At 34.5% G+C, this 22,879-nt stretch carries 21 protein-coding genes; 8 read left to right on the top strand and 13 right to left on the bottom strand.

The window, feature by feature from the left end; translation table 11 throughout:
• Positions 1 to 177: 177 nt before the first annotated feature.
• Positions 178 to 2,781: an ATP-dependent chaperone ClpB gene (gene clpB, locus BMY39_RS09325; RefSeq protein WP_092578867.1), complete on the bottom strand. Its 2,604-nt coding sequence runs from the start codon at positions 2,779 to 2,781 to the stop codon at positions 178 to 180.
• Between the two features lie 363 nt (positions 2,782 to 3,144).
• Between clpB and ytxJ the strand changes: the two genes are divergently transcribed.
• The 3 genes from ytxJ to BMY39_RS09310 are packed head-to-tail and all read left to right on the top strand — an operon-like array spanning position 3,145 to position 5,631.
• The gene (gene ytxJ / locus BMY39_RS09320) at positions 3,145 to 3,534 is read left to right on the top strand and encodes a bacillithiol system redox-active protein YtxJ (RefSeq protein WP_092578865.1); all 390 of its coding nucleotides are present in this window, start codon (positions 3,145 to 3,147) and stop codon (positions 3,532 to 3,534) included.
• 17 nt (positions 3,535 to 3,551) lie between these two features.
• On the top strand, positions 3,552 to 3,956 hold the full coding sequence (locus BMY39_RS09315; RefSeq protein WP_092578863.1) for a gamma-glutamylcyclotransferase family protein: 405 nt from the start codon (positions 3,552 to 3,554) through the stop codon (positions 3,954 to 3,956).
• Positions 3,943 to 5,631 (top strand): RluA family pseudouridine synthase, encoded by a 1,689-nt coding sequence (locus BMY39_RS09310; RefSeq protein WP_092578861.1) that lies wholly within the window; start codon positions 3,943 to 3,945, stop codon positions 5,629 to 5,631. The genes BMY39_RS09315 and BMY39_RS09310 overlap by 14 nt, the downstream gene beginning before the upstream one ends.
• Before the next feature lie 49 nt (positions 5,632 to 5,680).
• Here the strand turns inward: BMY39_RS09310 and BMY39_RS09305 are convergent, their stop codons facing one another.
• From BMY39_RS09305 to BMY39_RS09295, 3 genes are read right to left on the bottom strand one after another with little or no spacing between them, the layout of a single operon-like run.
• Complete coding sequence (locus BMY39_RS09305; RefSeq protein ID WP_092579214.1) at positions 5,681 to 6,541, bottom strand: fructosamine kinase family protein; 861 nt, start codon at positions 6,539 to 6,541, stop codon at positions 5,681 to 5,683.
• Positions 6,538 to 7,071, bottom strand: a complete 534-nt coding sequence (locus BMY39_RS09300; protein WP_092578859.1) for a dihydrofolate reductase family protein — start codon at positions 7,069 to 7,071, stop codon at positions 6,538 to 6,540. The genes BMY39_RS09305 and BMY39_RS09300 overlap by 4 nt, the downstream gene beginning before the upstream one ends.
• A 53-nt stretch (positions 7,072 to 7,124) precedes the next feature.
• Complete coding sequence (locus BMY39_RS09295; RefSeq protein ID WP_092578857.1) at positions 7,125 to 8,342, bottom strand: RsmB/NOP family class I SAM-dependent RNA methyltransferase; 1,218 nt, start codon at positions 8,340 to 8,342, stop codon at positions 7,125 to 7,127.
• Positions 8,343 to 8,503: 161 nt separating this feature from the next.
• On the opposite strand from BMY39_RS09295, the gene BMY39_RS09290 reads away from it, so the two are divergent.
• Entirely contained in the window at positions 8,504 to 9,565 is a 1,062-nt protein-coding gene (locus tag BMY39_RS09290) for a WD40/YVTN/BNR-like repeat-containing protein (protein WP_092578855.1), read from the top strand.
• 7 nt (positions 9,566 to 9,572) lie between these two features.
• On the opposite strand, the gene BMY39_RS09285 is transcribed toward BMY39_RS09290, so the two are convergent.
• From BMY39_RS09285 to BMY39_RS09255, 7 genes are all read right to left on the bottom strand, one after another.
• On the bottom strand, positions 9,573 to 10,016 hold the full coding sequence (locus tag BMY39_RS09285; protein ID WP_143064760.1) for a sensor of ECF-type sigma factor: 444 nt from the start codon (positions 10,014 to 10,016) through the stop codon (positions 9,573 to 9,575).
• Positions 10,017 to 10,030: 14 nt separating this feature from the next.
• Positions 10,031 to 10,537 carry a hypothetical protein gene (locus BMY39_RS09280; protein ID WP_092578851.1) on the bottom strand — a complete coding sequence of 169 codons (507 nt, stop codon included), beginning with the start codon at positions 10,535 to 10,537 and terminating at the stop codon, positions 10,031 to 10,033.
• A 42-nt stretch (positions 10,538 to 10,579) separates the two neighbouring features.
• On the bottom strand, positions 10,580 to 11,122 hold the full coding sequence (locus tag BMY39_RS09275; protein WP_092578849.1) for an RNA polymerase sigma factor: 543 nt from the start codon (positions 11,120 to 11,122) through the stop codon (positions 10,580 to 10,582).
• Positions 11,123 to 11,425: 303 nt separating this feature from the next.
• Entirely contained in the window at positions 11,426 to 13,261 is a 1,836-nt protein-coding gene (locus tag BMY39_RS09270) for an ABC transporter ATP-binding protein (RefSeq protein WP_092578847.1), read from the bottom strand.
• Positions 13,261 to 14,991: a phospho-sugar mutase gene (locus BMY39_RS09265; RefSeq protein WP_177176578.1), complete on the bottom strand. Its 1,731-nt coding sequence runs from the start codon at positions 14,989 to 14,991 to the stop codon at positions 13,261 to 13,263. The genes BMY39_RS09270 and BMY39_RS09265 overlap by 1 nt, the downstream gene beginning before the upstream one ends.
• 106 nt (positions 14,992 to 15,097) lie before the next feature.
• Positions 15,098 to 16,045, bottom strand: coding sequence for a glycosyltransferase family 2 protein (locus BMY39_RS09260; RefSeq protein ID WP_092578845.1), 948 nt, complete (start codon positions 16,043 to 16,045; stop codon positions 15,098 to 15,100).
• Between the two features lie 39 nt (positions 16,046 to 16,084).
• On the bottom strand, positions 16,085 to 16,618 hold the full coding sequence (locus BMY39_RS09255) for a DUF4199 domain-containing protein (protein ID WP_092578842.1): 534 nt from the start codon (positions 16,616 to 16,618) through the stop codon (positions 16,085 to 16,087).
• Positions 16,619 to 16,773: 155 nt separating this feature from the next.
• Here BMY39_RS09255 and BMY39_RS09250 point away from each other — a divergent pair, with 155 nt between their 5' ends.
• The 3 genes from BMY39_RS09250 to BMY39_RS09240 all read left to right on the top strand — a co-directional run bounded on the left by BMY39_RS09250 (position 16,774) and on the right by BMY39_RS09240 (position 19,327).
• Positions 16,774 to 17,025, top strand: a complete 252-nt coding sequence (locus BMY39_RS09250; RefSeq protein WP_092578840.1) for a type B 50S ribosomal protein L31 — start codon at positions 16,774 to 16,776, stop codon at positions 17,023 to 17,025.
• A gap of 145 nt (positions 17,026 to 17,170) precedes the next feature.
• Entirely contained in the window at positions 17,171 to 18,346 is a 1,176-nt protein-coding gene (locus BMY39_RS09245) for a GlmU family protein (protein WP_092578838.1), read from the top strand.
• 102 nt (positions 18,347 to 18,448) lie between these two features.
• The gene (locus BMY39_RS09240; RefSeq protein ID WP_092578836.1) at positions 18,449 to 19,327 is read left to right on the top strand and encodes a TolB family protein; all 879 of its coding nucleotides are present in this window, start codon (positions 18,449 to 18,451) and stop codon (positions 19,325 to 19,327) included.
• Between the two features lie 2 nt (positions 19,328 to 19,329).
• Here BMY39_RS09240 and BMY39_RS09235 read toward each other — a convergent pair whose 3' ends face one another.
• The gene (locus tag BMY39_RS09235) at positions 19,330 to 20,955 is read right to left on the bottom strand and encodes an ABC transporter substrate-binding protein (protein WP_092578834.1); all 1,626 of its coding nucleotides are present in this window, start codon (positions 20,953 to 20,955) and stop codon (positions 19,330 to 19,332) included.
• 84 nt (positions 20,956 to 21,039) lie between these two features.
• Here BMY39_RS09235 and mtaB point away from each other — a divergent pair, with 84 nt between their 5' ends.
• On the top strand, positions 21,040 to 22,389 hold the full coding sequence (gene mtaB / locus BMY39_RS09230) for a tRNA (N(6)-L-threonylcarbamoyladenosine(37)-C(2))-methylthiotransferase MtaB (protein WP_092578831.1): 1,350 nt from the start codon (positions 21,040 to 21,042) through the stop codon (positions 22,387 to 22,389).
• A gap of 80 nt (positions 22,390 to 22,469) precedes the next feature.
• Here mtaB and BMY39_RS09225 read toward each other — a convergent pair whose 3' ends face one another.
• Positions 22,470 to 22,769, bottom strand: a complete 300-nt coding sequence (locus BMY39_RS09225; protein ID WP_092578829.1) for an N-acetyltransferase — start codon at positions 22,767 to 22,769, stop codon at positions 22,470 to 22,472.
• Positions 22,770 to 22,879: the final 110 nt, after the last annotated feature.

Below are 22,879 nucleotides of genomic sequence, written 5' to 3'. Positions count from 1 at the left end.
TTATTATGAACCAAGCCCTTTTATTATTTCCTTTTTCGATGAATGGATTCGTTTTTCAGTCTTAATATGTGATATACAAACGGTTATGAATACAGTGATTGTATAAAGAAAAAGCAACGTTTGCCAAAGAAAGGAGCCCGTTGCTTTTCAAACTAACCAACCAAACTAAACTATTTTTTATATGTTTTCTACTAAGTCGCTTTGATTTCTAAAAACCAACATGTCATCAAAAGCGTCCAAGAGGATAACGCTATCTGTTGTTACTTTTCCAGCTAAAATCTCTTTACTTAGAGCGTTGAGCACTTCTTTTTGAATCACTCTTTTCACGGGTCTAGCACCGTATTCTGGGTTATAACCTTTTTCTGCTAAATAAGCCACTGCTTCTTGTGTGGCATCAAATGTAATATTTTGATGCGCTAACATCTTAGTCACATTTTTTAGTTGAAGCCCCACAATATCGGTGATATTTTCCTTGGTTAAAGGCGTAAACATTACCGTATCGTCAATTCTGTTTAAGAATTCCGGTCTTACACTTTGTTTTAATAGGGCTAACACATCAATTTTTGCAGCTTCTATTGCTGAATCGATATCCTTGGTAGCCTCAAAACGTTCTTGTATAATCTGACTGCCCATGTTGGATGTCATAATTATGATAGTGTTTTTGAAATTTGCTACACGCCCTTTGTTATCAGTTAAATGCCCTTCATCCAAAACTTGTAATAAAATATTGAACGTATCAGGGTGTGCTTTTTCGATTTCATCTAATAGTACTACTGAATACGGCTTTCTCCTAACGGCTTCAGTTAATTGTCCACCTTCATCATAACCTACATATCCTGGAGGTGCACCAACCAATCTACTTACGGCATGACGTTCTTGATATTCACTCATATCTATTCTGGTCATTGCGTTTTCATCATCAAACAAGTATTCAGCTAAAGCCTTAGCTAATTCGGTTTTACCAACACCAGTTGTTCCTAGGAATAAAAATGTTCCAATAGGTTTTTGTGGATTTTGTAAACCTGCACGACTTCTACGAACCGCATCACTCACAGCTTCAATGGCTTCTTCTTGCCCAACTACACGTTTGTGTAACTCGTCTTCCAACTTCAATAACTTTTCACGCTCACTTTGCAGCATTTTGGTTACTGGAATACCTGTCCATTTTGCTACAACTTCAGCAATATCATCATAGGTTACTTCCTCTTTTATCAAAGAGTTTTCAGATTGTTCTTGTAATTGCTTTTGTAAGTTTTCAAGTTGCTCTTGGGCTTCTTTTATCTTGCCATAGCGTAACTCTGCTACTTTTCCGTAATCACCCTCGCGTTCTGCTTTTTCAGCTTCAAGTTTGAAGTTTTCAATATCAGATTTTGTATTCTGAATATTATCTACCACTTCTTTTTCACTTTTCCATTTCGCGAAAATCTCATTGCGTTGTTCTTTAAGGTTTGCCAAATCAGAACTTAATGATTTTAATTTAGTTTCATCTTTCTCGCGCTTTATCGCTTCAATTTCAATTTCCAATTGCATGATTTTTCTATCCAAAACATCGAGTTCCTCTGGTTTAGAATTGATTTCCATACGCATTTTAGATGCTGCTTCATCCATTAAATCGATAGCCTTATCTGGTAAAAAACGGTTTGTAATATAGCGTTGAGACAATTCCACTGCGCCAATAATAGCATCGTCTTTTATACGTACTTTATGATGTGTTTCGTACTTTTCCTTAATTCCTCTTAAAATTGAAATAGCACTTTCGGTATCTGGCTCATCTACCATTACTTTTTGAAAACGACGCTCTAGGGCTTTGTCTTTTTCAAAGTATTTTTGATATTCATCTAATGTAGTTGCACCTATGGCTCTCAATTCACCACGGGCTAATGCTGGCTTTAAAATGTTAGCCGCATCCATCGCACCTTGGCCGCCACCTGCACCTACAAGTGTGTGTATTTCGTCTATAAATAGTACGATATCGCCATCACTAGTTGTAACTTCTTTGATGACTGCTTTTAAACGCTCTTCAAACTCACCTTTATATTTTGCTCCCGCGATAAGCGCTCCCATATCTAAAGCAAAAATTTGTTTTTCCTTTAGATTTTCAGGGATGTCGCCATCAATAATTCTATGTGCCAAACCTTCAGCAATTGCGGTTTTACCAGTTCCTGGTTCTCCAACCAAAATTGGATTGTTTTTGGTACGACGTGATAATATTTGAAGAATTCTACGAATCTCTTCATCACGACCAATAACAGGATCTAATTTTCCGTCTTTTGCAAGCTGGTTTAGGTTTTTTGCATATTTATTTAAAGCGTTGTACGTTTCCTCCTGACTTTGAGACGTAACGTTTTCGCCCTTACGCAGTTCTTCAATAGCTGCTTTTAGGCCTTTTTCGGTAACACCTTGGTCTTTTAGCATTTGTGCAATTTTGCTATTTGATTTAAAAACTGCTAGAATTAAATGTTCTATAGACACAAAGTCGTCTTTCATTTTTTTGGCAATGATTGACGCTTCGTTTAAGGTTTTTCCCCCTTCTCGAGAAAGCATAATGTCTGCACCTGAAACTTTAGAGAAACTTTCCAGTTGCTTGTTTAGTGCTTGCTCTAAGATTGAAACATTTACATTTAACTTTTTTAAGATAAATGGTAATACATTTTCATCAACTTCGAAAATGCCCTTAAAAATATGCTCATTTTCTATTTGTTGATGCCCGAAGCTTTGCGCTATTTGTTGCGCCTGTTGTATGGCTTCTTGTGATTTTATGGTATAATTATTAAAATTCATCGTTTATATTTTATGGTGTGTTTTTCTAACTCTATTTTTGCAATGTATAAGTCAATTACCTTACCAATTTTGAAAGTGTTATAATTTAAGACAAAATGTCTTGATTTTTCCTAAGAATAATGACTTTTAGTCAGTTGTAAGGTTAAGCTTAATAAGCGACTTAAGGTTTGAGTAAGCACATAACAGTGGCGCGTTAGGGATTGCAGTGGAAAGCCCACAGGGAGGTACGACCGAGGACTTGGAACGTAAAGCCCGACCCCGCTTCGGGAGCCATAGCGACCAAAGGGGTAACGCCCAAAATAGTGAACACTAAATGTGCAGACTTTACGTTTGAATATTATAACGTATAATTAATAGCAATTTATGGGATTATTAAATAAATTATTTGGAGGAGAAAAAGTAGCGAAAGCGGAGAAGATGTTGCCGTGGATTCCTTTAAACGATTTGAAGCAGATTGACTACATAAAACAAAAATCTAGCATAAAAACTCAGGTTATTTTTAAACATTCTACGCGATGTGGTATTAGTAGTATGGTACAACGACAGTTTATTGAGGACTATAATTTTAGCGAAAAGGAGTTGGATTTGTATTACTTAGATATTTTGAATTACCGCCAAATTTCGGATGAAGTGGGTTATGCGTTTCAGTTGATCCACGAATCGCCGCAACTTTTGGTGATTAAAAATGGCGAGTTGGTAGCGCATGCTTCTCATGGGCAGATTAATCAGGTGGATTTGAATAGGTTTGTTTAACTCCTAGTTATTTTTTGATGTCTAAATACCTATTTGTATACGGCACATTACAACAGGCATCGGATAATGATATGTCGCGATTTCTTTCTAAGAATTCAGAACTAGTAGGGAAAGGTCATATATTAGGAATCCTCTACAGGATTTCTTGGTTTCCAGGGGTTGTTTTAAGTGACAGCTCTTCAAACAAGGTTTTTGGGACAGTTTTTAAGCTACAAAATATTGATAACGTTTTTAGTGTTCTTGACGACTATGAAGGATTTGATGAGGATAATCTAAAAGAAAGTCTTTTTACAAGAGTACAAACCAGTGTTTTTTTGGAAAATGGCGAACCCTTAATTTCATGGGTGTATCTTTACAACCAGAATATTGAGAATAGCCAACAGATTATTTCTGGGGATTTTTTAAAAGATGCAACACCCTAATTTTACAGATACGTTTTTTCATAAGTTTACTTTTGAAGCTGATATCGTCTTACCAAAACAATTCACCTTTCCATTCTATTATGAGCCGCACGAATTGAGTGTTTTGGCGGCTGAAGATTTGCAACGCTATTTAGAATCCCAAACTGATTTTAAACATAATTTTGGATTGCATCCTGATACTGAAGGCTTAGTTATAGGGAAAATGTTTGGGGTAATGGTAGTACAGCAATATAATGGTGATTTAGGATATTTAGCAGCGTTTTCGGGTAAGTTGGCTGAAAGTAATTATCATAAAGGTTTTGTACCTACAGTTTACAATACATTGGATGAAACTGGATTTTACAAAAAGGGAGAAGCAGAATTAAATAGGCTAAATGCTGAAATTGAAACGTTAGAAAATGCATCAGAACTTAAACAAGCAAGGTTGACTTTAGATGAGTTTCAAAAACTTTATAATAAAGAACTTGCAGCGTTTAAAGCTGATATAAAAACTAAAAAGAAAACGCGAAATCTAAAGCGTGAATCTGCTAAAACCACCTTGTCTTCTGAAGCGTTTGAAGTTTTACTTGAAGGTTTAAAAAGCGAAAGTATTTACTATCATTTCCGTTTAAAGGATTTAAAAAAGGATTGGGAAGCCAAAATTGAAGCTGCAAAGCATCATTTAGATGGCTTACTAAAACCTATTGAAGCTTTAAAAGAAAAGCGCGCTACGCTCTCAGCATCCTTACAGAAACGTTTGCATGAGCAATACAGATTTTTGAATGCTGAAGGAAATACTAAAGATTTACTAGATATTTTTAAGGATGCTATGGTACCACCGCCTGCCGGCTCTGGAGAATGTGCTGCACCAAAGTTGTTTCAATATGCATATGAAAACAATTTAAAACCGATTGCTATGGCAGAATTTTGGTGGGGGGCATCGCCAAAATCTGAAGTTAGAAAGCACAAACAGTTTTATCCGTCGTGTCGCAGTAAATGCGAACCTATTTTAGGGCACATGATGCAAGGTTTAGATGTAGAGGACAATCCTATTCAAACAGTATCAGAATACAATGCTCCATTAGACATTGTTTATGAAGACGACTATCTGTTGTTAGTGAATAAACCACATGAGTTTTTATCGGTACCTGGGAAACATATTCAAGAATCAGTTCTCACTAGAATGAAACGTTATTTACCAAAAGCGAAAGGGCCGCTGTTAGTGCATCGGTTGGATATGTCTACTTCTGGGTTGTTATTAGTAGCCAAAAATGAAAAAACTCATAAAAACCTTCAAAAACAGTTTATAGAACGAGCCATAAAAAAACGTTATGTTGCATTGCTTGATGGTGAAGTTTCAACGAAATCGGGCACTATCGATTTACCGCTAAGGGTAGATTTAGATAACCGTCCGCAACAATTGGTATGTTACCAACATGGTAAACCTGCCAAAACCAAATACGAAGTTGTTGGTGTTGAAAACGGAAAAACACGCATCTATTTTTATCCAATTACAGGGCGCACCCATCAATTACGCGTGCATGCGGCACACTCAGGAGGTCTAAATATGGCAATAATTGGCGATGATTTGTATGGTGTAAAAGGCGAAAGGTTATGTTTACATGCAGAACGACTTACGTTTATACATCCTGTAACGCAACAAGTTTTGGATATATTTAGTGAGGTGCCGTTTTAATAATGGCGTTACCTTCAAAATTCAATGATGCGATGTTGGTTTTCTAGATTTAAAAATACTTCCTCAAAATAGAACTCACAGAACCGTAGTAAGACCTCCCAAACATATTTAAATGCACTAATAAAAAGTACAATTGATATATCTCAATTCTTGCGGAAGAATGTTCACTAGATGGTATACGGGAAAAATAGCGCTCATAAAAAGCATCGCCAAAACCACCAAAGAGTTTGCTCATGGCAATATCCACTTCGTGATGGCCATAATATACGGCAGGATCTATCAAATAGGGTTCGCCATTTTTTGAAATTAGGTAATTGCCACTCCATAAATCACCGTGAAGCAGGCTAGGTTTAATGTCTTCAAAAAGCGGTTTTAGTTGAGTTTTTATGTGTGTTACACTTGGACATTCAGAGCTTAGAAGTAACCTTTGTTGTTTGGCTAACTCTAGTTGCGGTAATAAGCGTTCGTATGTGTAAAAATCGACCCAAGCGCTATGTTCGGTATTGCTTTGCGGTAAGCGGCCAATAAAATTATCATGGTCTAAGCCATACGTATCACAAGTGCTTTCATGTAATTTTGCTAATTGTTCACCAAGGTTTATAAAATCTTTAGTTGATGGTGATTTGCTTTCAATAAATTCCATGAACAAAAACGCTGAATCTTTAAAACTATCGCAAGCTAAGACAGTTGGTGTTTTTATAGTGTTGGTCTTAGCGATAGTCTCTAACCCATAAGTCTCAGTTTGAAACATGGTTAACGCATTGGTAGCGTTATTTAGTTTTAAAAAATAACTATTGGTTGCGGTTTCAATACGGTAGGCTTGTGAGATGTCGCCGCCTGAGACCCTAGAAATTTTTTTGATGGGTTGCTGTAAAAGACTATTGAGATATGATTTTAGACTGTCAGTCATCGTTTTCTTTTGTAACAACTCTGCACAATCTGGTTACAAAACACTTCGGTTTTAACATGCTCAAACTCTAAGGATTTAGGTAACACATCAAAAAGCGGAATGCCATCACCTAGAATGATGGGAACTGTGGTTAATCTAAGTTCATCAATTAAATCCTGCTTTAAAAAGTTTTGAACTACGTTACCACCATCAATATATAAGGTTTTATAACCTTGGTTCTGAATAGTATCTAAGACATCTCTTTCCTTTCCTTGAATTAAGGTAACCTTATCCTCTAGATTCACAGGAATTTCTTTTATGGAACGACTTAACACAAAAACGGGTTTGGTGTAAGGCCAATCTATACCAAAACCCAAAACAGTTTTAAAAGAGGCGCTTCCCATGACAATGGCATCAATGGCGTTCATCAAATCGTTGTAACCCATATCTAATTGGTCAGGGTTTGGAATCATATCCAACCAATCCAGTTCCCCGTTTTTTCCAGCGATATAGTTATCAATACTTTTGCCTAGGAAGACTATGTTTTTCATATAGGCAAGATAAGCAAGAAGAAATTCCGAAACAAGTTCAGAATGTTACTAGGCTAAGATTTTCGTTCCAACAACGCCATGTAAAATCCATCATAACCATTTTCATGGGCTAATATTTTTTTATCTTTTAGCAATTCAAAATTAGCTCCTCCTTCAGAGTTTAAAAAGGCCTCTACTTGATTTTGATTTTCAGATGGTAATACCGAACAAGTAGCATATACTAATTTACCACCTTCTTTTACCATTCTGGAGTATTGTTGTAGGACATCTTGTTGTACACCTCTAATTCTATCTAAAAACTCAGGTTCTAATTTCCATTTCGCATCTGGATTTCTGCGCAGTACACCCAAACCAGAACATGGAGCATCAATTAAAACCCTATCAGCTTTATTGTACAGTTTTTTAATGGGTTTTGTAGAGTCAATCACTTTTAAATCTACATTATGCACGCCATTTCTTCGCGCTCTTATTTTTAGCTTTTTAAGTTTACTTTCGTAAATGTCCATCGCCACAATTTGTCCTTTGTTTTGCATTAAAGAAGCGATGTGTAAGGTTTTTCCGCCTGCCCCTGCACAGGTGTCTACTACTTTCATGCCTGGTTGTACATCTAAGAATTCTGCCACCAATTGAGATGAGGCATCTTGTACTTCAAAGAGTCCATTTTTAAAGGCATCGGTTACAAATACATTAGCACGCTCCGTTAGTTTTAAAGCAGATGGATACCTTTCGATAAATACAGTTTCTATGTTGTTTTCATCAAAAAGTATGTTTTGTAGTTTTTCTTTTGTTGTTTTTAATGTGTTAACTCTAAGAATAACTTCAGCTTGTTCATTTTGCATCGCGATTTCCTTGGTCCATTTAGCCTCTCCCAATTCGGCTAAACCAACCTCGTCCATCCAATCTGGAATAGATTCTCGTAACTTTCTAACTTTAGAAAGTTCATCAAAGCGTCCTTTTATTTTTCGTGTTGGTGTATTTTCAAAGTATTTCCAATCGGGTAATTTTATACCTTTTAAAGTTGCCCATACAGCAAACATGCGCCAAAGGTTGTCGCGATCGAACGGTTCTTTTACTTCGGCGATTTCTGCATACAGACGTTTCCAACGTACAATATCATACGTTGTTTCGGCCACAAATCCACGGTCTCGTGCACCCCAGCGTTTATCTCGCTTTAATAGCTGTTGAATCACTTTATCGGCATATTGCTCCTCATTAAAAATTTGGGTTAAACCGTCTATTACGGCGAAGCAAAGGTTTCTGTGTAAGCGCATTTTTTAGTTCTAAGTATCCAGTATTCAATTTACAGTTTTAATTGCTATGAACTTTGAATGTTTTAATTAAATATGGGCACAAAGTTACGTTAATAACTACGAATAGACGAATGTTTTATTTTTTGAATGTTAAGACTTATCTTTCTTAAAAATTAGTAATTATGAAACGTTTGTCTCTATTTTTTTTATGTTTTTCAGTTTTGGTTTCCTGTGGAAAAAAAGAAGCGTTTAAACCAAAGGATTTTTCTAAGATTGAAATAGAGACACTTTTAAATGACACGCTATTGAATGTTAGGGCAATAGAGATACAGCATAATACTTTGTATTTTGCTGCGAGTGATGGGAGAACAGGATTTTATGAATTTAATGAACATGATAGAATTATAACTAATTCGAAAGATGTATCATTTTTAAGGTTTAAAGAAAACTTCAGGTCTTTAGCTGTAACGGATAGGGGTTATTTAGTTTTATCAATTGAGAGCCCAGCGATTTTATATAAAATTGACTTAAATAATTATAGTTCACCTTTTATGATTGCATACCAAGAAACCCACCCCAAAGCTTTTTACGATTCGATGGCATTCTGGAACGACCAAGAAGGTATTGCTATTGGCGATAGTATAGAAGGTTGTTTATCCATTATAATTACACGAGATGGTGGCCATACATGGACAAAATTATCTTGTGCAGATTTACCAAAAGCTGAGGAAGGTGAAGGCGCTTTTGCGGCAAGCGACACCAATATTGCCATTGTTGGCGACAAGACCTGGATAGGAACTACCCATGGTAACATTTATTATTCACCAGATAAAGGTTACACTTGGGAGACTGTGAAAACACCCATAATTCAAGCAAAAGAAACAGAGGGGATATATTCTGTAGCTTTTTATGATGAATTAAACGGATTTGCTATTGGTGGCGATTATACCCAGCCTGACGCAAATTCAGCAAACAAAATAAGAACCAAAGATGGAGGGAAAACTTGGGAATTAGTGGCACAAAACCAAAACCCCAGTTATAAAAGTTGTGTACAGTATATACCAAACCGAAAAGCGAAAGCATTGGTAGCTGTTGGATTTAATGGTGTTGATTATAGTAACGACTCCGGGTCTACATGGAAACATTTGAGTGACGAGGGCTTTTATACCATTAGATTCTTGAACGATTCTGTAGCTTATGCCGCAGGCAATGGTAGAATATCTAAGCTTATATTTAGGGAATAGTTGATATTTATTTTTTTTCTGAGCCTCTTCGTTTCTTAAACTCATCTAACATTTTTCGTTTAAAATCGTCTTCAGCTATTCTAAGTTGAATTATTTTTTTGGCAGAAATAATTTTAGATAATTTTTCTGAAAATGTGTTTTTTAAATCATACATTTCACGTTCAGCCTTTCTAAAACGTTGAACAAGGGCGGAGGCGTCTTCCTCTGTCATGGTATCTAGGTCTTCACGAATATCTTTTCTTATACTTCTCATTTCCTTGTACCTTATTGTGTTCATTTTTTGCTCAAAAGCATTGTAAATAGGCCAAAATTCTTGAGCCTCTTTTTCTGTAAGGCTTAAACGCTCCGTAATAAAAGAGATTTTTAAGGCTTTTATGCGTTCTCTATTGCCTCTTTGGGCTATAGCGCTTACGGATACAAAAAACAGGATAATAAATAGTATTTTTTTCATTGTATTTTGCATTATTATTCAACCATCAAGCTTTCAATATCTGCATTGTTTAGCAGGTATTCTTCAAGATTTTCTTCATTCAAATTATAGTTGATCATACTATCTTCCGTAGGTAGTTCATCACTGAATAAAGAAGCAATTTCGTATGAACTGATATCTTCATCTAAAATATAATTTTCAACCGTGCCTACCTCCAGGTCTTCAATGGAAATATTGTTGTTAAAAATTGACAGATTAAAAAGTACTAAAGCTGCTGCTGCAACACTAGAAACATAAACTATTGTTTTTCTGTTTAGAAGGGAAATAACTTTAGTCTCTTTTTCCTCTGAAACGATATTAATAATACGGTCTTCCAAAGTGTTAAAGTATCCTTCAGGTGCTTTAAAACCTGTAGATTTCGTACTTATAATGCTTTCTTCAGCATTAATTCTATCTAGTAGCCTGTCTTCAAAAGCATCAAAGTAGTCTTTTGGGACATTAAATCCAGGAGATTTTATATGTTTAAAATTTTTGTTGTTCATGTTGTTAATCTTACGCTTATGACTAATTTTTTTTCAAAAGGTTTAATTATCAGTTAAATAAGCTTCAATTTTTTTTACTGCAATATGATAGGAGGCTTTAAGAGCACCTTCACTTGTTTCTAGAATTTCAGACATATCCTTGTATTTTATATCTTCAAAATACTTCATGTTAAACACTAGTTGTTGTTTTTCGGGAAGCGTAGCGATCGCTTTTTGTAATTTTAGTTGAATGACATTACCTTCAAAATACACATCTGATATTAAGTTGTTAATGGCAAGTTGCTGCACTTCTTCACTTGTAATTTGTAATCGCTTCGCGTTTTTATTAATCAAGGTTATAGACTCGTTGGTAGCAATGCGGTACATCCAAGAAAACAGTTTGCTATCTCCTTTAAAGTTATGAATGTTTTTGTAAACTTTAATAAATGTATTTTGAAGCACATCATCTGCGTCATCATGAGATTTTACAATGTTTCGGATATGCCAATATAAACGCTCCTTGTAAAGCGACATGAGCGCTCTAAAGGCTTTTTCTTTTTCTTTATCAGATTGTAATTGTTCTACTAATTGTGCTTCGTCTATCACAAAAGTGGTTTGGTAGTTTAGACTGATAAATATACTGAAAGTTTAATTTGAGATTTATGATGAGATTTTAAGAATATATAACTATTTAATAATCATATAATTATGAAAATTAATATCGATTAAAAGTAAAAAAATACGATAAAATGCATTTTTTCCTTGGTTGGTATGTATTTTTGATATAGATTTGTATCAGAAACCTACTTATATATGTTAGCCGTCCCCAAGTCTAACATGAACAAAAAAAGGATAGTTACCCAAATCACTATCCTTTTTTACTTTTTTAAGTCTAATCTATCTAAAATTCTAAGCAATACTTTGCATTTCAACAAGTTTTTGATAGGTGCCTTTTTTAGCAATAAGCTCATTGTGTCTACCCTGTTCAACAATCTCACCTTTATTTAATACTACGATTTCATCGGCATTTTGAATGGTAGATAAGCGGTGTGCAATTACAATCGATGTTCTGTTCTTCATCATATTTTCTAAAGCTACCTGCACCAATCTTTCACTTTCGGTGTCAAGAGCAGATGTAGCTTCGTCTAAAATCATAATTGGCGGACTCTTTAAAACAGCTCTCGCAATACTTAAACGTTGTTTTTGCCCTCCAGAAAGTTTACCGCCAGCATCTCCAATATTATATTCAAGTACACCATCCAAATCTTTTACAAATTCCCAAGCATTAGCAACCTTAAGCGCTTCTATAATATCTTCGTCTGTAGCAGATTGGTTGCCTAACTTTAAGTTGTTTTTTATACTATCGTTAAATAAAATAGCATCTTGGGTTACTATTCCCAGTTGCTTGCGTAAAGAGCTTGTAGTTAAATCTTGTATGTTTACCGCATCTATTAAAATTTCACCTTCATTTACATCATAAAAGCGAGTGATGAGGTTTGCAACAGTTGATTTTCCACTTCCTGATTGTCCAACCAAGGCTACTGTTTTTCCTTTTGGAATAGATAAGCTAAAATTTTTAAGCACGTATTCGTCCTGGTATTTAAAGGAAATATTTTTAAATTCTATTTTAGATTCAAACCCATCTTTTACTATCGCATCAGGTTTGTCTTTTAGTGGATTTGGTGTATCGATAATCTCTTGAATGCGTTCTGCTGCAGCACCTCCCTTCTTGATGTTGTAAAGTCCACGGGAAATGGCTTTGGCAGGCGTAAGTATATTATAGGCAAGCCCCATATAAATTAAAAACTTACTACCGTCTAGTGCTAAGTTGGTATCATTACTTAATACGAGTTTTCCACCATACCATAAAATTACTGAAATCATGCAAATTCCTAAAAACTCGCTTGCAGGAGATGCTAAATTTTGCCTGTTCATCAATTTATTTGAAAATCTGTAAAAGCGCGATGTAGACTCTTGAAATTTCTCATTAAACTTTCCTTCAGCACTAAAACCCTTAATAATTCTTAATCCAGTAAGCGTCTCTTCTAAGGTTGATAAAAACATACCTTGCTCTTTTTGAACCCTGTCTGATTTACGTTTTAAACTTTTACCTATTCTGGATATTACGAATCCCATCACGGGAATAAAAATAAACACGAAAAGGGTGAGCTGTGGACTTATATATACCATTGCGATTATGGTAAATATAATTGTTAGCGGTTCTCTAACTATAAGCTCTAAAACCGATAAAAATGAATATTGTAAATCTTGAACATCCCCAGTCACTCTAGCCAAAATATCTCCCTTTCTTTGGTCTGATAAAAACGATAGCGGTAATTCCATAGTTTTCTTATACACCCTATTGCGTATATCGCGAATTACGCCATTTCTTAAAAATACGAGAAAGTAATTGGCCAAATAACCAAATAGATTCTTTAATAAAAACATTACCACTATTAATCCAATAGTGAACATTAAGGCTTTACCTTTGTCCCCTCCGGTAAATTGATGCATTTCATAATTTAAATAATCTCCTGCAAAATCACCTAGTTTTTCAATGCTTGTATAAACTGGTTTTTCAGTTGGAATACTTTTTTCCTTATCAAAAATTACATCCAACATTGGCTTTAATGCAATAAAAGATAGCGTGCCAAATAACGCAAAAAACACATTAGAAATAATGTGTCCTACGGCATAACTTCGATAAGGCTTTGCGTACCTTAAAATATTTGTAAAATGACTCATTAAATCAAGTTCATATCCTTCAGAATCGTTTCTGCTTTAGTGTCTAATTGAGCTTCAGTGTTTTTAAAGTTTTCAGTACTATCTAATTCTGAATTTACACTAACATAAAACTTAATTTTTGGTTCTGTACCGCTTGGTCTTAAGGCTACCTGACTGCCATCTTCAGTATAATAAATGATTACATTTGATTTTGGTATATCAAGCGAAGATGTTTCACCTGTACTTAGATTTTTTGATGTGGCAGATTCGTAATCTTCAATTTTAACTACTTTCGAACCGTTAACGACCGTTAAGGGGTTTTCTCGTGCATCTGCCATCATTTGTTTTATTTCTTCTGCACCTTCAATTCCTTTTTTAGTAAGCGATACTAATTTCTCTTTGTAAAAACCATGTTCTACATAAAGCTTAATTAATTCTTCGAAGAAAGAACTACCATTAGCCTTAGTGATTGCTGCTATTTCACAAGCTAAAAGGGTAGAGGTAACAGCATCTTTATCACGAACAAAATCGCCTACCATAAAACCAAAACTTTCTTCACCACCACCAATAAAATCTAGCTCAGGATGGTCTTTAATTAGTTTTGCAATCCATTTAAAACCTGTTAACACTATTTTATTATCCACGCCGTAAGCATCGGCTAATTTATTGAGCATTGGGGTAGAGACTATGGTAGTAGCTATAAACTCCTTTCCTTTTATTTTGCCTTCAGATTTCCACTTTTTCAAAAGAAAATCAACCATCATTACCATAGTTTGATTACCATTTAGCAATTGTAATTTATTTTCAGAATTTCTAACTGCAACGCCTAATCTATCACAGTCAGGATCAGTTCCAATCACTATGTCGGCTCCAACTTCATTAGCAAGTTCTAAAGCCATCTTTAGAGCTGCTGGTTCTTCTGGGTTTGGTGATTTTACCGTTGGGAATCCACCATCTGGTTTGCGTTGCTCTTCAACAATATGTACATTTTTATAACCTGCACGCTTTAAGGTTTCAGGAACTGCTGTAATAGAGGTACCGTGCAGTGATGTGAATACAATATTTAAATTGTCTTTAGCATCTTGGGTAGCGCCTACTTTTCCGTTTTCAACAGAAGCATCAATAAATACATCGTCTACATCTTTTCCTACATAATGAATTAACTCATTGTTAGCCTCGAATTTTATATCAGCATAGTTTAAATCGTTTATCATATTAATAACCGCGCTGTCATGAGGAGGTACAAGTTGACCGCCATCTTGCCAATATACTTTATATCCGTTGTATTCTGGAGGGTTGTGAGATGCCGTAAGCACAATGCCGCAATGGCAGTTTAAATGCTTTACAGCAAAGGATAATTCTGGTGTAGGCCTTAAATCTTCAAACAAAAACACTTCGATGCCGTTTGCAGAAAACACGTTAGCCACTACTTTAGCCAAGGTTTGGCTATTGTGCCTACAATCGTAAGCAATTACCGCTTTCGGCGTTTCGTTTGGAAATTGCTTATGTAGATAGTTACTTAAACCTTGAGTGCTTTTTCCTAGGGTATATTTATTGATACGATTAGTGCCTACCCCCATTATGCCACGCATACCACCCGTGCCAAATTCCAGATCTTTATAGAAACTTTCTTGAATATCCTTTGGGTTGTTTGCGATGCTATCTTTAATGGTTTGCTGTGTTTCAGCATCAAAAGATGGTGTTAGCCATGTGTTTATTCTTTCTAAAATTTTTGGCTCAATGTAAATCATAATTATCTTGGTTTGTAATGGTAAACAAAAGTAAACATTGTGATTAAAAATACAGTTTTAAAGCAGTGTTTTTTAAGTAATTATTTACCGAAAGGTGATAGTGGTATTATAAATTTAACTGATTTTTTATTAGATAACGACGCTTATCTGGTCTGTTTCTTAAAATTAACTCACCTAAAAAGCCTGCAACAAAAAACTGGGTACCAATAACCATTGTAACTAAGGCGATGTAAAATTGAGGCCGTTGCGTAATCAATCTTCCAGAGGTGTTTATAAATAGCTTATCAATACCTAAATACAGTGCAAACGCAAAACCAATAGCAAACATAAGCACACCTAAAGAACCAAATAAATGCATTGGGCGCTTACCAAAACGAGATAAAAACCATATCGTTATTAAGTCCAGAAAACCATGAATAAATCTATCTATGCCAAATTTGGTTTCGCCATATTTTCTGGCTTGATGCTTAACCACTTTTTCGGTAATATTGTTATAACCGGCATTTTTGGCCAAAACTGGAATATAGCGGTGCATTTCACCATTAACATCAATGTTTTTTACTACTGCTTTTCTGTAAGACTTAAGTCCGCAATTAAAATCATGTAATTTTACACCAGAAGTTTTTCTCGCTGCCCAATTAAAAAGTTTGGATGGCAGGTTTTTGCTAAGAACAGCGTCGTAACGTTTCTTTTTCCATCCTGATACCAAATCGTAACCATCTTTAGTTATCAAATCATACAATTCTGGGATCTCCTCTGGATTATCCTGTAAATCGGCATCCATGGTAATTACCACATCACCCTGAGCTTTTTCAAAACCAGCATGAAGCGCTTGGGATTTCCCAAAGTTCCTTAAAAAACGAATGCCTTTAACATCAGCATTTTTTTTTGATAATTCTGAAATAATTTCCCAAGAACCATCCGTACTGCCGTCATCAATAAAAATAATTTCATATGAAAAATCATTAGATTGCATAACTTGTACAATCCAGTCATATAATTCTTTTAATGATTCTTCTTCGTTAAGTAGTGGTATAACTACGGATATATTCATTCGTTTTTTGCCCTAAATTACAGCTCAAAAATAATGAATTTATTCTGTGTCTTGATTTCTTTTTTTGAGGGTAGCAGAAACTAATAGGCCAATTATGCTTAAAGGCAGTATATATCTGATAAGTAATGTGGAAAAAGAATTTTTGAACGAAAAAAGATTGTCAGCTTCCATTTGTAAAAGCATTTCGTTTATTTTTTCTTTTGAAACGTTTAAATTATTATAAACTTCTACAAGTTTTTCTTTAGATAGCTCTTTTAATGCGGCAGCTGCTTCGACGTCAATAAAATTAAATAAAATATAAGATAATAAAGTCATAAAAAGCAACCCTATGAATATTGTTATAAAATAGGATGTAAAACAATCTTTAAAACTTAAATAACCATTATAATATTGTTTAACTTTTGCTACGGCAACGATACCAAAAATAACACAAATGATATAAAGGGAAATGCCAAATGTAGAATTTACGAATAAGTTTAAATTTATAAAATATACAAGAATGTAAATTATTGACAATAAAACACCAAGATACACCCCGTAATTTCTAGCTAATGTTTTTACAGATTTCCCCATTTTTTTGCTTAAATTTCTTTTTGAAATTGTGATTTCAAAGATAGTAAAACGTTACATTTATAATCTTAAAGAAAAAATATTAAAAAGTAATTGTGGATTTGTAAAAATTACTTAAATTTGCACCTCTAAAAAAATATGATTTAAAGCGTAAAGCGATGAAAAAAGGTATACATCCAGAAAATTATAGAATAGTAGCATTCAAAGATATGTCTAACGACGATGTGTTTTTAACGAAATCTACTGCTGCAACAAATGAAACGATTGAAGTTGACGGTGTTGAATACCCACTCGTAAAGATGGAAATTTCTAGAACATCGCACCCTTACTACACAGGTAAGTCTAAATTGGTGGATACTGCTGGTCGTATTGATAAGTTTAAGAACAAATACGCTAAGTTTAAGAAATAAACTTGCACAAAAATATATTTACTAAAAGCCTTTCTACTGTAGAGAGGCTTTTTTATTTTTACTTCCCAGAACTTAGTACAATAATTTTTGGTTGATGGCTGAGGTGAAAACTTCAAACCTCAAACTCTAAACTTTAATTTTAGCTATGAACTACATTCTTTTTGACGGACCTTCTAGAAATAATTTATTGCCATTTACATTCACTAGGCCAGTGGCTGACATACGTGTTGGTATTTTAACCATTAGGGAAAAGTGGGAATCGTATTTAGATACTACTACAACCACAGTAACAGAAGATTACTTGTCTGAAAAGTATCCTATGGTTGAAATGGAAGAAAATATTATGGTGAATGCCTCTTACCTACCAAATTTTCAGCTTGTTGAAATGATAAAGGATTTAAACGAAAACCAAGCTATTTTTAAAGAGGAAGATGTTATAGCGTTTTATGCTAAGGAGGGGCAAGAAAATATTGATTTTGATGCTTATGAAGCTATTGAGTTCAGTAGTGATTGTATTAAAATTGAAAACACATGGGATATTTTTTCGAAAAATGAAGATGCCATTCAGGAAGATTTCACACTACTAACAAAAGGAAAAACGTCTCAACCAATTCCAGCCAGCAATAATGTAATAGCTCCTGAAAATATTTTTATAGAAGAAGGCGCTTCGTTAGAGTTTACGACCTTAAACGCAAGTAGCGGCCCCATTTATATTGGTAAGAACTCCGAAATTATGGAAGGGTCATTAATTAGAGGGCCATTAGGACTATGTGAAAATGCTCATGTAAAAATGGGAGCAAAAATTTATGGGGCTACCACAATTGGTCCTAATTGTAGAGTTGGAGGAGAAGTAAAAAATGCGGTATTATTTGCTAACTCCAATAAAGGGCATGAAGGATATTTGGGTAATTCTGTTTTAGGCGAGTGGTGTAATCTTGGTGCGGACACTAACAATTCAAATTTAAAGAATAATTATGCCGAGGTGCGTTTATGGGATTATCAAACCGAAAGTTTTGCAAAAACAGGGTTGCAATTTTGTGGTTTAATGATGGGCGACCATAGTAAGTGCGGTATCAATACGATGTTTAATACAGGTACTGTTGTAGGTGTTAGCTCAAATATTTTTGGTAGTGGTTTTCCAAGAAATTTTGTCCCAAGTTTTAGTTGGGGAGGCAATAGTGGATTTACCACATACTTAACCAAAAAAGCCTTTGAGGTCGCTAAGGTAGTTATGTCTAGACGTAACTTAGAATTCTCGGAGCAAGATAAAGCAATTTTAGAGCATGTTTTTAACGAAACTAAAAAATACCGTAGGGATTAATTTAAGGCTAAGACCTTAATTATTAAAGATTTGTATATTTGTAATACAAATCGTTCTATCTTGAAATCTCTTTATTGCTTTCTAATATTTTTTTATGGTCTTTTGGGGTATCCACAAGATTCCGAAATTGTTGTAAATAATTTAGATGTCAACTCCGAGTTTCCCCATTTTGGGATTGTGCCTTTTGGTAATAATCAGATTATATTCACAACATATCAGTTAAAAAAAAATGGAAAGCCCAAAGTTGCATTTAGCGGTGAAGGGGTTTTGTCGGTTTACAAAGGGCGCATTTTATCAGATGGAAATATTGATGCTATAGAAGAGCTAAAAATTGATCCTGAGGCAAGTTTGGGGTCAATCACTAGTGCAGTTCTAAATAGTGATGGTAGTCGTATTTACATTATGACAACTTATACCAACAAAAACATGCCTAAGGGTAGTTTCAATAAAGCCAACTTCCATTTAGAAGTGGGAGAGTTTAAAGAAGGTATTGGCTATACAAATTTCAAGGTCTTACCGTTTTGTAAACTTAAGTACTCTTATGCGCATCCATCTTTGAGTGCTGATGGGAGAACGTTATATTTTATATCAAATTTTAGAGGTGGTAGGCAATCTACAAAAGGAGGTTCAGATATATTTAGCGTTGAAATCCTAGAAGATGGTACATTTGGAGCGCCTAAGAATCTTGGATCTAGAATTAATTCTTATAGCCGCGAAATGTTTCCAGTAATGAGCAAAAATAACACGCTCTATTTTTCATCTAACAAATCTAACGGATTCGGAGGTTTCGATATTTATAAAAGTAAAATGAACCAAGACGGTACCTTTGCCAAAGCAGAAAAATTGCCAAAACCGTTTAATAGTGCAGATGATGATTTTTCACTGGTGATGCTTGCTAATGGAAATTCAGGTTATTTTGTTTCTAAACGAGATAAAGGTAAGGGTGATGACGATATTTATTATTTCACCATAGAAAAATAGTCTTATTCGACAGATTTCGTAACGCGCCTCAAATCCAACATGTTAATTGGATTAATTCCTAACCCTTTCACATTCTTTCTTGTAAATCGAACAACTTCATCATAGAAAAGAGGAACCATAATGGCATTTTCCATGGCAAGGGAATCAATGGTAGTGTATAAATATTTTCGTTTTTCAATATCAGAAATAGTAAATGCTTTATTATACAAACTATCTACGGTTTTGTGCTTAAAATGAAAATAATTAGAACCCTTTGGTGTGAAATTTTTACTGTAAAAAATAGAGAGGTAGTTTTCTGCATCCATATAATCGGCTACCCATGAGCTTCTAAACATATCTACTTTTCCTTCAGTTCGTGCAGATCTCAATGTGGCTTCGGGCATTACATCAACATTTATTTTTAAACCTGCTTTTTCTAATTCACGTTGAATAAATTCACAAAAACTTAAGTAATTACTAGACGTTACTAAGGTAATTTCTGGATTAGTGATGCCACTTTCTTCCTTAAATTGATTAATGAGTGCTTTTGCTTTTCCAGGTTGATACGTAAATCCGATTGACGCATCATACCCTTGAAGCCCAATAGGTATAAACCCACCATGAGCAGGATTGCCAATACCGTTGCGCAGGTATATCATCATTTTCTTTCTATCAAAACCATAATTAATGGCTTTTCTAATAAGTTTAGATTGTATTTCTGGAGTTTCAGAATCTAGGTAGAAACCTAAATATTCAGTATTCAAATAGGGGCCTGTGGTCATATTCACAGATTTCGCATACGATTCTCTTAATTTGCCATCAGCCGTTAATAATTCGTCTTTATATGAAGCGTCCAATCCTGATAAATAGTCGATATTACCTTGTGCAAATTGTAGAAATTCACTTTGTTTATCTGGGAGAAAGGTAAGGGCTACAGCTTCTAAGTACGGAAGCTTATGTCCTTGCTCATCGGTTTCAAAATAATTTTCATTGCGCCTAAATACTAATTTTATATTTTCTTCCCAACGCTTAAATTTAAAAGGACCGGTACCTATAGGGTGGGAGCGAAACGCTGTTCCATAATGTTCCACAACTTCCTTGGGAACTACCGAACAATATTTCATTGTTAATAAGCCAATAAATGCCGGAAAGGGTTGTTTTAGTGAAATCTCAAAAATAGTATCATTAATAGCCCTGAAATTTGCAACCTTATTTAATACCCAACTACCCGGAGCGGCTAATTTTTCGTCTTTAAGTCTATTTAAGCTATAGGAAAAATCTTTTGCCACAACAACTCTGGTAGAGTCTTTTCCAAACAACTCGTGCTTATGGAAATACACATCATTTCTAAGATTAAATGTATAGGTTTTTCCATCTTCAGAAACGTTCCAATCCTTTGCAATACAAGGTAAAATATTCAATTTGTCATCCAACTGTACCAAACCATTAAACAGTTGGTTACAAACGGAATTATCTTGTAATGTTCGGGAAAATGCAGGGTCTAAGGTGTTGATGTTTGCAAATTCGTTATAACGAAAAACAAGATGGTCCTTGTTTAAGTTGGAATCTTTTCCGCATGAAAAAAGACTAATACAAATACAACTAATTGATAAATAGCTAATTATTTGATGCCAAATACGTTTTATCATATAATTTATTAGTTGTAAATTTGCACACTTTCAGCCGTAAAGATAAATTTTAAAATTCCCTGAAACAAGTTTGGGTTCATTAAAGTGAATAACAAAAAGGTAGCATTTTACACATTAGGTTGCAAGTTGAATTTTTCAGAGACCTCTACTATTGCTAGAAACTTTGTAAATGAAGGTTTTGATCGTGTAGATTTTTCTGAAAAAGCAGATATTTACGTTATAAATACGTGTTCCGTAACCGAAAATGCCGACAAGCGCTTTAAAACTATTGTTAAGCAAGCCCAAAAATCGAATCCTGAGGCTTTTGTAGCAGCAGTAGGTTGTTATGCACAATTAAAACCTCAAGAATTAGCCGATGTAAGTGGTGTGGATTTAGTGTTAGGAGCTACGGAAAAATTTAAGATTACTGATTACCTAAACGATTTAACCAAAAACGATTTTGGTGAAGTGCATTCCTGTGAAATTGAAGATGCTGATTTTTACGTAGGGTCTTATTCCATAGGGGACAGAACTAGGGCATTCTTAAAAGTTCAGGACGGGTGCGATTATAAGTGTACCTATTGTACCATCCCTTTAGCGCGTGGCATTTCGCGTAGTGATACTATGGAAAACGTATTGAGAAATGCTCGTGAAATTTCAGAGCAAAATATTAAGGAAATTGTTCTAACGGGCGTGAATATTGGCGATTACGGTAAAGGTGAATTTGGTAATAAAAAACACGAACACACGTTTTTAGATTTGGTTACTGAATTAGACAAAGTTGAAGGTATAGAGCGCCTACGAATTTCATCTATAGAGCCTAACTTGCTTAAAAATGAAACTATAGATTTAGTATCAAAGTCTAGAGCTTTTGTGCCGCATTTTCATGTGCCTTTGCAATCTGGAAGCAACGAAATACTTAAAAAAATGAAACGTCGCTACATGAGAGAGTTATATGTAGATCGCGTAATAAAAATAAAAGAAGTAATGCCGCATGCTTGTATTGGTGTGGACGTTATTGTTGGATTTCCTGGAGAAACTGATGATCATTTCTTAGAAACATACAACTTTCTAAATGAATTAGATATTTCATATTTACATGTGTTTACTTATTCTGAAAGAGATAATACTGAAGCTACTGAAATGGATGGTGTTGTACCTAATAACGTTAGAAGTAAGCGCAGTAAAATGTTACGTGGATTATCGGTAAAGAAGCGACGTGCATTTTATGAAAGTCATTTAGGAACCACAAGAACTGTACTTTTTGAAAGTGAAAATAAAGAAGGCTACATCCATGGATTTACCGAAAATTACGTTAAAGTAAAAGCACCTTGGAATCCTGATTTGATAAACACCTTACATGATGTAGAACTTACTAAAATTGATGATGATGGTTTGGTACGTTTTAAGTTTGTATATCACCCTGAAGTTCTTTCATCATCTCATCAAGAATAAAGGTGTATTGTTAAACTGTCATAAAAAAATCCGAAGGTTTTAGCTTCGGATTTATTTTTTAATATAACATTTTATTTTGCTTATATTCTAACCCCAACAGGTAACATTCTTTTATATTTCCTGTTGCTTCTTACAAATTTTGCAATGGCAGGACACGTAGGCATCACACTTAAATTTCGATCTTGAATTTGTTCGAAAACCGCAGCTATAAACTCTTTTTTAAACCCTTCATCATTTATTTCCTCAGGAATAATCAACTTGGTTAAAAAAATCTTTCGTTCCTGTAAAGAGTATTCAATTTTTGCTAAATGCCCATTCATCTTAATTTCGAATTGACGTAGAAAATCATTGTCAACCAATTGTTCAGCAGTTTCAACCATATGTGTTTTTATTTAATTTAAAAGAAGTAAAGTCATAAATAGTGCACACTATTTCTATAACTTTGTGCAAAAGTACGAAAAAAAATCCACAGAATAAAGTAATAACAAGG

This window comes from Hyunsoonleella jejuensis (assembly GCF_900111025.1).
Taxonomy (GTDB): Bacteria; Bacteroidota; Bacteroidia; order Flavobacteriales; family Flavobacteriaceae; genus Jejuia; species Jejuia jejuensis.
The sequence above is the reverse complement of the archived record's forward strand: the minus strand, read 5'-3'. Positions and strand labels throughout refer to the sequence as shown.